This is a genomic window from Sporosarcina jiandibaonis, from assembly GCF_013184495.1.
Classification (GTDB): domain Bacteria; phylum Bacillota; class Bacilli; order Bacillales_A; family Planococcaceae; genus Sporosarcina; species Sporosarcina jiandibaonis.
Window position 1 is genome coordinate 305443 of sequence record NZ_JAAOIY010000003.1, and the last position, 11864, is coordinate 317306.

An 11864-nucleotide genomic window follows, 5' to 3' on the forward strand; every position below is an offset into this window, starting at 1 on the left:
AAAAGGTGAAGAAATGTCGACTAAACATGAATTGATACTGCGTTATATTAAAGACTTGGCGGTTGGCGAAAAGATATCTGTCCGCCAAGTTGCAAAGGAACTATCTGTTAGTGATGGAACTGCCTATCGTGCAATAAAAGAGGCGGAAAATCGTAAATTAGTCAATACGATTGAACGTGTCGGGACGATTCGAATCGAAAAGAAAAAAAGAGAAAGTATCGAGCGTTTAACGTTCGCAGAAGTGCTGAATATTGTAGATGGGCAAGTGCTCGGCGGACGTGCTGGGTTACATAAGACACTTACAAAATTCGTTATCGGGGCCATGCAGTTAGAAGATATGATGCGCTATATCGAAGCGGGAAGTCTCCTGATTGTCGGAAATCGCATGAAATCCCATGAAATCGCGTTAAATGCCGGGGCTGCTGTACTGGTAACTGGCGGCTTTGACGCAGCAGATGAAGTGAAAAAGTTGGCTGATGAATTGGAACTTCCAATCATCTCATCCAGCTATGATTCATTTACGGTAGCAACAATGCTGAACCGAGCTATTTATGATCAGATGATTGAAAAAGAGATTTTGTTGGCTGTCGATATATTAACGCCGTTATCCGAGACAATCGTATTGTCGATTAATGATACGGTGAAGGATTTTAATGACTGCAATAAAAAAACAGGTCATTTAGGGTATCCTGTCACTAATCTCCGAGGTAAATTAGTCGGTATCGTTACATCAAGAGATATCATAGGAAAATCCGATGAAGAGAAAATTGAAAAAGTAATGACGCGTAATCCGATTACCGTAACTGAAAATACAAGTGTGGCTGCTGCAGCGCATAGTATGATTTGGGAAGGGATAGATTTATTGCCCGTTGTAAACGATGCAGGGGAGTTCACAGGAATTGTTTCCCGGGAAGACGTTCTCAAGTCATTCCAAACTGCCCAGCGACAACCTCACCAAGGTGAAACAATCGATGATATCGTCAAAAAACAAATAAAAGTTGTCAAAGGTGACGTTCCATCAATTGAGTTTACAGTCATTCCGCAATTGACGAATCAGTTTGGGTCTTTATCAAACGGCGCCATGATGACTTTACTGACAGAAGCCGGAAATCGGGCGATTAAAATGCAAAAGCGCGGCGAGGGCATTGCGGAGAACATTTCATTATATTTTTTACACCCCGTACAACTTGGTACAATTGTTAGCGTGAATCCTAGAATCTTACAAATGAGTCGCCGATTTGTTAAAGTGGACTTTGATGTATTCGCGGATGATGAATTAGTCGCTAAGGCGATGGTTATGTACCAATTGTTCGAAAGGTAGGAAGCGAAAGAATTTGAAAATCAAGAAGCCGCTGATAATTTTTCAAATAAAAAACTAATGCACTTTTAATGCATTAGTTAATCGGGTTTATTTCTGCCTCTTCGATAACGAACTTTTTATAATGCGCATAGCCGCGATAATTCACGATTAATACATATAGACCAAGTGCAATAAAGACTGCAGCTACAATATAATTTACGACTTTATCAAATAAGACGACTTGGTTTATTCCGAAAAACAAAAGAAATCCCCCAAGTGAGGTTCCCGCCATGCTCGCATACATTTTCTTTCGAATTGGATGCATATGTGATGTTCGGAATTGCCGCATCTTAAAATAGATATAATAAACAACAGATACAATAATTAAAAATACTAATATGTAGTTAAACATCTAAGCCCGCCTTCCATAACTAAAACTTACTTCTTATTGTATCGATTTTTGTAACGGAATGCGACTGGAATATATTTTGCTCGGAGGAATTTAGGATGAAAAGACAAATCATTGACACAATTGAAAAGTACGAAACAATAATTATTCACCGTCACATTCGACCTGATCCGGATGCTTACGGCTCCCAAATCGGCTTAAAAGAACTTATTTTAAAAAATTACCCGGGCAAAAAAGTATATGCGGCCGGCGAACATGAAGAATCGCTTACATACCTGGCTGTCCCCGACGTTGTGACTCGTTCATTGTATAAAGATGCGCTCGTTATTGTAACGGATACCGGCAACACAGAAAGAATCGACGGAGAGCACTACAAGGAAGGCGCACTGCTCATGAAAATTGATCATCACCCGGATGCAGATCCGTATGGAGATATCAAATGGGTTGATACGAGTGCAAGTTCCACTTCAGAAATGATTGCATCATTATTTGAATACGGGAAGATAGAGAAAAACTGGACATTGCCGGATGCATCAGCGCGTTTATTGTTTGCGGGTATTGTTGGAGATACGGGACGTTTTATGTTTCCGAGTTCAACAGTAAAAACATTCGAGGTGGCAAGCGAACTTATTAAATATGATTTCAGTCGCGAGAGTCTTTTTTCAGGAATGTATGAAGTTGATCGTAAAATTCTCCATCTTCAAGGTTATATCTATCAAAACTTTGAAATTGACGAAAACGGGGCTGCTTTTATCAAGCTTGACAAAGCTACGCTTGATAAATTTAATGTTACACCGATTGAAACTTCTCAACTCGGAGGTTCGCTAGGAGAAGTTAAAGGAATTCGTGCATGGGCAATTTTTATCGAAGAAGAAAATCAAATCCGTGTACGATTGCGTTCAAAGGGACCTATCATTAATACTCTTGCTGCGCAATTTAACGGCGGCGGGCATCCGCTTGCTTCTGGAGCTTCTGTTTATTCATGGGAAGAAGCGGACGAATTGATCGAAAAACTACACCGATTATGTAATTGATAAATTGAGCGGAGGGAATTCAGTGACATTAGTCTATCCGCAATTAGTAACGGGTGCAGACCTATTACGAGGAATTATAAAGTTAAATGAATTAGCCCCACTTCTGAAAAGTAGAGGGGCTATAGCTGCGTCTATTGTAAATTCAAAATTATATGGAGTTCGCACATTTTCTAAAGTGTTAAAACGCCATGGAATTCAACCTGTCATTGGATTGTCCGTCAACTTGAAAATGGACGATGAGCAATCCGTTTTGGTGTACATTTATGCGCAAAACGAAACAGGTTATCACAACCTCATGAAAATCAGTAGTGCTATTTCTGTGAGCGAGACTGAAATTCTGCCGCTGCCATGGTTAAAAGCATACGGTGCCGGCTGTAGTATTGTTTGTCCAATGACAGATTCATCATGGGATGGATTTCGCAGTGAAGAATTCATTCATCTAATTAAAGCAGAGTGCAAGCATTCCACGATTTTTATCGGGATTGCGCGACCCGGCGGTCAAACACATGTCGATGAAACTGACATTGAGGGCATTGCCGAAACAACTGCAGTATCGATTACGGCAGTTTACGAATCGCGGTTCATTCGACCGGAAGATTCATTCGCATATGAGGTTGCGACGGCTATTCGAACCGGAGAGAAAATGAGCGAGGCGGCAGCGCAGAAGGATAATGAGTTTCAGTTTGCCTATATGCCGACGGAAGAAGAACTCCAACAATGGTTTATCGGAAAAGAACATTGGATGCATAACACGACTTCATTACTCCAATCATGCAATGTTGAGGTAACAAAAGAAAAATCATTAATGCCTGTATTTCCCGTGCCGGAAAACCAAGACTCAGAAACGTATTTACGAGAGAAATGTTTAGCAGGCATATCGGAAAGAATAGGCAAAATTGAAGATAACTATCTAAAGCGGCTTGATTATGAGCTGTCAATCATAAAAGAGATGGGTTTTACGGATTACTTTTTAATCGTTGAGGATTTTATACGATTTTCAGCAGAAAACAATATCTTGACAGGACCTGGAAGGGGATCTTCCGCAGGTTCTCTGGTAGCCTTTGCTCTGCGTATTACAGATGTCGACCCTATACAGTATGGACTTATATTTGAACGTTTTTTAAACCCCGAAAGAAAATCAATGCCCGATATCGATATCGATTTTGCGGATAATCGACGAATGGAAGTGTTGCACTATGTCGCTGAAAAATATGGCAAGAATCATGTGGCGCAAATCATAACGTTCGGAACGCTTACGGCAAGATCGGTAGCAAGAAATGTCGCTCGGGTATTTGGCTTTTCGACTGAAGAAATGGCTTATTTATCGAGTGTTATCCCGAATCGATCTAAAATGACTCTTGAAAAAGCATTTGAAGAATCTTCAAAGCTTCGGGATTGGATTGCGATGGATTTATTTAGACGCCAATGGTTCGATGCGGCGAGTTCCTTAGAAGGTCTTCCCCGGAATGCATCAACACATGCCGCAGGCGTTGTGTTGTCGCCAACTCCTCTAGTCGATACTGTTCCGCTTCAAGACGGGGGAGATGGAATTTACTTAACCCAATGGCCGATGGGCGATGTCGAGGAACAAGGGCTGTTAAAGATGGACTTTCTCGGTTTGCGAAATCTGACGTTGCTAGACCGAATTCGAAGACTCATTTGGATTGGTAAAGGTGTTCGCATTGATTTTGAAAAGATTCCGCTAAATGATGCCAAAACATTCGATGTGTTTAAAAGAGGCAACACGACCGGTGTCTTTCAATTTGAATCGGAGGGCATGAGAGATACCCTACGATTGATTCAACCGAATCGTTTTGAGGATATCTTCGCAATTAATGCACTATACCGTCCAGGACCAATGGATAATATCCCTTTATACAATAATAGAAAACATGGAAAAGAAAAAATCACCTACATTCATCCATCTCTTGAACCGATTTTGAAAGAAACTTATGGAGTCATCGTCTATCAGGAACAAATCATGCAAATCGCGGTGAAGTTTGCTGGCTACACGATGGGTGAAGCGGATCTTTTAAGAAGAGCAGTTAGTAAAAAGAATCGCGAAGTGTTGCAACAGGAAAGAAATAAATTCATACAGAGCGCGAAGAATCATAGCGTACCTGAACAGGATGCTATTTCCATCTATGAGTTAATCGTGAAATTTGCCGACTATGGATTTCCTAAAAGTCACGCTGTAGCTTATTCGCTCATTTCTTATCGACTCGCTTATTTAAAAGCGAATGAACCAGCGTATTTTTACGCTGCACTTATGTCGTCAATGATGGGTAGTAATGAAAAAACAGTTGAATTAATTGAAGAGGCAAAAGCCTATGGAATCCAAATATTGCCTCCATCCATAAAGAAAAGCGACTATTTTTTCACTGTTGAAAAGAATGCTGTTCGTATTGGTCTCGGTTCGATACGAGGCGTAACACAAAACTTTTATTCTGAATTGATCAGGGCAAGAAATAACGGAGCGAATTGGAAAACGATGTTTGATCTTGCTGCAAATCTTGGCAGTGGAGTTTTCACCGAAAAAGCGATTAGCCCGCTCATAAAAGCGGGGGCGCTGGATGAGTTTGGGGAAACGCGTTCTACGCTCCTAGCCTCCATAGACGCCGCAATTTCACATGCAATGTTCATAGGTCCGAATGACAGTGATGATTTACTAACTTCCATCATCCCGTCAATCGCCAATCCGAAATATACAATGGGCGGAAAAATGCCGCGGATGATCATGTTGGAATATGAACATGAAGTACTCGGTTTCTACCTATCCGAACACCCAGCCCTTCAACTCAAGAAAAACTACGAAGGCAAATTCATGAATGCATCATCAATTTCAACTATGCGTGACAGAGATCATATGATCATTATCGGCCTAATAACAGAAGTCAAGCGCATACGCACGAAAAAAGGAGAGTCCATGGCATTCGTTTCAGTCCAAGACGAAACAGGAACAGTATCCTGCACATTCTTCCCAAGAAACTATGCCGAATCCAACCTATTACTAACCGAAATGGCAATGATAAGGGTAGAAGGAACAGTCGAAACAAGAAGAGGCAAACCACAAATCCTCGTTCAAAAAGCTTTTAAGATTTGATAAAGAATTTACGTTCTTTGGCACCCCGGAAGGGAATCAACGGTTCGAATAAAAAACAATCACATGAATGATGAATTATTCTTGCACTTATAAAACTTTAATATAGTCAACTGGTATTATTAAGATTCAGGTTAATATCTAGGGGTAAAGTTTGATTTTTCCACTTTTTTTACTTACACTTTACGTTTAGTAATCTTTTCTGTATGCTAAAGACAGTGGTGGTCTGACCACCAAAAAATTGTTGTTTCCAGAGGAGCACCGAAGTGGAAATTCAAAAAGCGCCATCAAAAATGTATTTAGATATCGTTCATGAATTACGCGACATTATTAAAAATGAAGGTATTAAAACAGGTGGAAAACTCCCTTCTGAACGTGTATTGGCTGAACGACTGCAAGTAGGCAGATCGACCGTTCGCGAAGCGCTCCGCAGCTTAGAACTTCTTGGACTTATTGAGACGAAGCGCGGTGAAGGAACTTTTCTGGCGGATTTTCAAAAACACCAATTCGTTGAAGTGCTAGCTGACTTCATCATGCAGCAACCAGAATCAGTCGACGATGTAAATGAAACGAGAAGGATTCATGAAATTAGCGCAATTAAAGCAATCAGCCGGAATAGCAGCCTACGAACATTGCCAGTATGGGAAAGCCTGCTCGCGAAAATCGAACACAATGGGGAAATACTCCGTGAGGATTTAATCAGAGAAATGATCATTGCAACTGAGAATCGTCTTTCATTGAAAATTTGGTTTTTATTAAAGCAATACAGCATGGTTCGATTCGACGCCATGACCCATGGAGTGGAGAACTCATTAGTAAAAGACATGCTACAAGCAGTCCGCTCGGGAAATGAAATTGCTGCACTAGCGGCATATAAGAAATGGATTGATGTAGTTGAAAGAGAAAGAAGGGAAAAAAGTAATGATTCGCGACATTTTTAAAAGAAACCGGAAGCAAAAACAATCAACAATACCTTCCAACAATAATAAAAATGATGTTCCAGAAGGGATTATGACAAAGTGTCCGGAATGTAAAAGCATCACTTTGACAAAAGAACTCGTAAAAGCATTAAAAGTATGCCCCAACTGTGATCATCACTTTAGAATGACAGCTGCAGAACGAGCGGCAATCCTTTTTGACGAGGATAGCTTCGTATCGATCGATGATCATTTAAAAACCCAAAACCCGTTGAATTTTCCCGCCTATACAGAAAAGGTCGAAGAAGATGCAAAAAAGACCGGACTAAATGAAGCTGTGTTAACAGGAACAGGTAAAATCGATGGTCGCGAAGTAGCAGTTGCAATTATGGATTCACACTTTAGAATGGGGTCTATGGGTTCAGTTGTCGGTGAAAAAATAACGAGAGCTATTGAAACAGCAACAGAACGCAATATCCCGATGCTTATTTTCACAGCAAGCGGCGGTGCAAGAATGCAGGAAGGGGTCCTATCCCTCATGCAAATGGCGAAAACGAGTGTGGCATTAAATCGTCATTCACAGCAAGGTTTACTCTATATTTCAATTATGACCTATCCAACAACTGGTGGCGTTTCAGCAAGCTTTGCATCTGTAGGCGACATCAATATTGCCGAACCAAAAGCACTTATTGGTTTTGCAGGCAGACGCGTAATTGAACAAACTGTAAGAGAAAAACTGCCTGATGACTTCCAGACGGCCGAATTCCTGCTCGATCATGGGCAGCTCGATGCGGTTGTTCATCGTTCAGATATGAAGGATGTACTTTCTAAAATCGTAAGACTTCACGTAAAGGAGGCCAACTGAATTGGGGAAAACATTAGCATTCGAAGAGCCAATCGTTAGGCTACGTGAAAAAATCGATGAACTTGAACAGTTCACGGTTGATTCAGATGTGAATTTATCGAAAGAAATTGAAACACTGAAAGTACGCCTTAAAAATCTAGAAGAAGATATCTATGGTAATATGGAAGCTTGGGACCGGGTACAGGTTGCGAGACATCCCCACCGCCCAACTACATTGGATTATATAACTCAGCTCTTTGAAGATTTCATTCAACTGCATGGAGATCGCACTTACGGTGACGACGAAGCAATTGTTGGCGGAATCGCTTCCTTCGATTCTCAGCCAATCACTGTCATCGGTCATCAACGCGGGAAAGATACTAAAGAAAACGTTCGCCGGAACTTCGGAATGCCGCATCCGGAAGGTTATCGTAAAGCTCTTCGTTTGATGAAACAAGCTGAAAAGTTCAATCGGCCTATAATCTGTTTCATCGATACGAAAGGTGCTTATCCTGGTAAAGCAGCAGAAGAACGCGGACAAAGTGAAGCAATTGCTCGTAATCTTGTTGAAATGGCTGGATTGAAAGTCCCGGTGATTTCAATTGTCATTGGGGAGGGCGGTAGCGGCGGCGCATTGGCGCTTGGTGTAGCCAACCATATTCATATGTTGGAGCACTCTACCTATTCTGTTATTTCTCCTGAGGGTGCCGCTTCAATTCTATGGAAAGATTCAAGCTTATCAAAACAAGCTGCCGAAGCCATGAAGATTACTGCACCGGATTTAAAAGAAATTGGAATTATTGATGAAATCATTCCCGAAATTTTAGGCGGTGCACATCGCGATTTAAAGAAACAAGCTATATTCATTGGCGATGCAATTCGAACTTCTTTAAAAGAGTTAACTTTGTTGAATCATGAGGAAGTTATAGCACAAAGGTATGAAAAGTTCCGGGAAATTGGTATATTTGGAGAGTAAAAAAACTTTATGTTGATATACGAATAGCAGGCAAATGATACAAGCACACTATCGGTGTGCTTGATTGCTGTTGAAATCCTTAGCTATTCGACTGCTTATTATTTTCGGATGGAGTGACTACTATGAAAAAAATTGCTGTTTTGACAAGTGGCGGAGATGCACCTGGGATGAATGCAGCAGTGCGTGCAGTTGTTCGAAAAGCTATTTTTGAAGGTCTTGAAGTTGCCGGGATTTATAATGGCTATCAAGGCTTAATTGAGGGTAAGATTGAGAATATGGAGCTTGGTTCGGTCGGGGATATTATTCAACGCGGAGGCACTATGCTTCGTTCAGCAAGATGTCCAGAGTTCCGTACTGTTGAAGGTCGTGACAAAGCAGTAGAACAGATTAAAGCGCAAGGAATCGAAGGATTAGTCGTCATCGGTGGAGACGGTTCTTTTAAAGGCGCCTATGAATTAACCAAGCTTGGAATCCCATGCGTATGTGTTCCGGCTACGATTGACAATGACATTAATGGGACAGAGTTTACAATTGGTTTCGATACGGCATTAAATACGATAATTGAAGCCATTGATAAAATCAGAGATACGGCAACTTCGCATGAACGAACTTTCATCATCGAAGTGATGGGACGCGACGCAGGAGATTTGGCACTATGGGCAGGACTTGCCGGAGGTGCTGAAACAATTCTCATTCCGGAAGAAAAATACGATATTGATGACATTGTCGAACGCCTGGCCAGTGGAACAGGTCGAGGTAAAAAGCACAGTATCATTATTGTTGCCGAAGGCGTCATGTCTGCAAATGAACTCGCCAACATTTTACGAGAAACAGCCGATATTGACATCCGTTATTCTGTTCTTGGACATGTTCAACGAGGCGGCTCGCCGTCAGTCAGAGACCGTGTAATTGCAAGCCAATTTGGATCCAGGGCAGTCGAAGTTCTATTGACAGGTCAAGGAGGCAAAGCGATTGGCATGCAAAAGCATCAGGTGATAGACTATAACTTGGAAGACGTCTTTACTGATGATCACGATATTGATATGAAGATGTATAAATTGTCCCAAGAGCTTTCGATTTGATGAATTACAGAACTGACAACTATTTTAATCATAAAGGGAGTAACAACTAGATGAGAAAAACTAAAATTGTTTGTACTATCGGTCCGGCAAGCGAATCGCCAGAAATACTTGAACAACTTATTGATGCAGGGATGAACGTCGCACGATTAAACTTCTCCCATGGTGATCATGCTGAACATAAAGCGAGAATCGACAGAATTAATGAAGCAGCTAGTAAAAAAGGGAAAGTTGTAGGCATTTTGCTCGATACAAGAGGTCCTGAAATTCGAACACATTCAATGAAAGATGGACGTGTCGATCTTGAAACAGGGCAACATATAAATATTTCAATGACCGAAGTAGAAGGAAATAGCGACGTGTTTTCGGTTACATACGAAAAGCTCATAGAAGATGTTGAAGTAGGGTCAACGATTCTTCTCGATGACGGTCTTATCCAGCTTGAAGTTATTGGGAAAGATGAAGAAAATGGGCTTATTAAAACGCTCGTTATTAATTCAGGTGCCTTGAAAAACAAAAAAGGCGTAAACGTCCCGGGTGTTCAAGTCCAATTACCTGGAATGACAGAAAAAGATGCGAATGATATTTTGTTCGGTATTAAAGAAGGAGTCGATTTCATCGCGGCATCGTTTGTACGACGCGCTTCCGATGTGATGGAAATTCGTAGTCTTCTTGAAGAAAATGGTGGAGCAGACCTTCAGATCATACCGAAAATCGAAAACCAAGAAGGTGTCGATAATATCGATGAAATAATTATGGTTTCTGATGGATTGATGGTCGCGCGCGGTGATTTGGGTGTCGAAATCCCGTCTGAAGAAGTCCCGCTAATCCAGAAAAAACTTATAGAAAAATGTAATCAAGCAGGAAAGCCTGTTATTACAGCGACGCAAATGTTGGATTCCATGCAACATAACCCGCGTCCAACTCGTGCCGAAGCGAGTGATGTTGCGAACGCAATATTGGATGGTTCAGATGCGATTATGTTATCAGGTGAAACTGCTGCGGGTATGTATCCTGTAGAATCCGTACAAACAATGAATAAAATTGCACTTCATACGGAAGAAGCTGTTGATTATCGCTCCCTGGTTTCAACGCGCAGACGTGAAAAGCAAGGCAACTTGACAGAGGCGATTGGTCAATCTGCGGCTTATACTGCTCTAAATCTTAATGTTAAAGCTGTTTTAGCTCCGACAAGAAGTGGCCATACTGCAAAAATGATTGCGAAATATCGTCCGGGTTGTCCCGTAATTGCATTGACTTCATCAGAAAAATGTTCGAAAAAACTTTCACTTGTTTGGGGAGTTTATCCGATTGTTGGAAAAGACGTGAAATCGATTGATGAGATTCTTCAAGAATCAGTAGAGGAAAGTGTCAAACATCAATATGTGACTCATGGTGATGTTGTCATTATCACTGCTGGTGTTCCGGTCGGCGAGGTTGGTACAACAAATCTGATGAAAATACATGTCATCGGCGATTTACTAACACGCGGTCAAGGAATTGGGCGAACAGTTGCTCACGGACGCGCGGTGGTAGTGAATAATGCAGAAGAAGCTTTGAAACAAAATACTGAAGGTGCAATTATTGTAACAATAGGTTCTGATCGTGATATGGTGCCGGCAATTGAGAAAAGTGCTGGTCTGATCACGGAAGAAAGTGGATTGACAAGTCACGCCGCGGTAGTAGGGCTCAGCTTGGGTATCCCGGTTATTGTCGGTGTAGAAAACGCGACAACTGTCATTGAAAACGGCCAAGATATTACGATGGATGCTGAATCCGGTGTAATCTATAAAGGTCACGCAAGCGTACTATAAAAACATGGCTGCTTCCGGATTATCGGTTAGCAGCCTTTTTTAGGAGGTTTTGCATATATGAGATGGCTGATCCTGTTATTTATTATTGTTCCTACTGCGGAGTTGGCACTGCTAATTTATTCTGGAAATACATTAGGATTGTTACCGACAATAGCGATAATTTTACTCACTGGAATTGGCGGCGGGTACTTAGCGAAGAAGCAAGGAACTAAAGCATGGAATGAACTAAGACATAGAATGACTACAATGGAAACTCCCGGGAACGCCTTGATTGAACTGCGCCCTAAATTTCGGACAGTTTAATAAAATACCCGCTGCTAATTAGGCAGCTATGAGATGACTTCGATATTCAATCGGAGTCATCTTTTTAAGATTCCATTGTCTTCTTGAT

10 protein-coding genes are annotated in these 11864 nt (G+C 41.3%); 9 read left to right on the forward strand and 1 reads right to left on the reverse strand.

Going from position 1 to position 11864, the window contains the following annotated elements; translation table 11 throughout:
* Positions 1–13: 13 nt before the first annotated feature.
* Positions 14–1321, forward strand: coding sequence for a DRTGG domain-containing protein (locus tag G8782_RS11270; protein ID WP_172371164.1), 1308 nt, complete (start codon positions 14–16; stop codon positions 1319–1321).
* Positions 1322–1394: 73 nt separating this feature from the next.
* Here G8782_RS11270 and G8782_RS11275 read toward each other — a convergent pair whose 3' ends face one another.
* Positions 1395–1712: a YtpI family protein gene (locus G8782_RS11275; protein WP_172371166.1), complete on the reverse strand. Its 318-nt coding sequence runs from the start codon at positions 1710–1712 to the stop codon at positions 1395–1397.
* Between the two features lie 95 nt (positions 1713–1807).
* Here G8782_RS11275 and G8782_RS11280 point away from each other — a divergent pair, with 95 nt between their 5' ends.
* The 8 genes from G8782_RS11280 to G8782_RS11315 all read left to right on the forward strand — a co-directional run bounded on the left by G8782_RS11280 (position 1808) and on the right by G8782_RS11315 (position 11776).
* Positions 1808–2743, forward strand: coding sequence for a DHH family phosphoesterase (locus tag G8782_RS11280; protein WP_172371168.1), 936 nt, complete (start codon positions 1808–1810; stop codon positions 2741–2743).
* Between the two features lie 22 nt (positions 2744–2765).
* Complete coding sequence (dnaE, locus tag G8782_RS11285; protein ID WP_172371170.1) at positions 2766–5846, forward strand: DNA polymerase III subunit alpha; 3081 nt, start codon at positions 2766–2768, stop codon at positions 5844–5846.
* A 263-nt stretch (positions 5847–6109) separates the two neighbouring features.
* The gene (locus G8782_RS11290) at positions 6110–6784 is read left to right on the forward strand and encodes a FadR/GntR family transcriptional regulator (RefSeq protein WP_343035049.1); all 675 of its coding nucleotides are present in this window, start codon (positions 6110–6112) and stop codon (positions 6782–6784) included.
* Positions 6765–7625, forward strand: a complete 861-nt coding sequence (gene accD / locus G8782_RS11295) for an acetyl-CoA carboxylase, carboxyltransferase subunit beta (RefSeq protein WP_172371240.1) — start codon at positions 6765–6767, stop codon at positions 7623–7625. Before G8782_RS11290 ends, accD begins: the two co-directional genes overlap by 20 nt.
* 1 nt (position 7626) lies before the next feature.
* The gene (gene accA / locus G8782_RS11300) at positions 7627–8580 is read left to right on the forward strand and encodes an acetyl-CoA carboxylase carboxyl transferase subunit alpha (protein ID WP_172371172.1); all 954 of its coding nucleotides are present in this window, start codon (positions 7627–7629) and stop codon (positions 8578–8580) included.
* A 122-nt stretch (positions 8581–8702) separates the two neighbouring features.
* Positions 8703–9662 carry a 6-phosphofructokinase gene (gene pfkA / locus G8782_RS11305; protein WP_172371174.1) on the forward strand — a complete coding sequence of 320 codons (960 nt, stop codon included), beginning with the start codon at positions 8703–8705 and terminating at the stop codon, positions 9660–9662.
* 50 nt (positions 9663–9712) lie between these two features.
* Positions 9713–11473, forward strand: coding sequence for a pyruvate kinase (pyk, locus tag G8782_RS11310; protein ID WP_172371176.1), 1761 nt, complete (start codon positions 9713–9715; stop codon positions 11471–11473).
* 57 nt (positions 11474–11530) lie between these two features.
* The gene (locus tag G8782_RS11315; RefSeq protein WP_172371178.1) at positions 11531–11776 is read left to right on the forward strand and encodes an FxsA family protein; all 246 of its coding nucleotides are present in this window, start codon (positions 11531–11533) and stop codon (positions 11774–11776) included.
* The last annotated feature ends 88 nt before the right edge of the window (positions 11777–11864 follow it).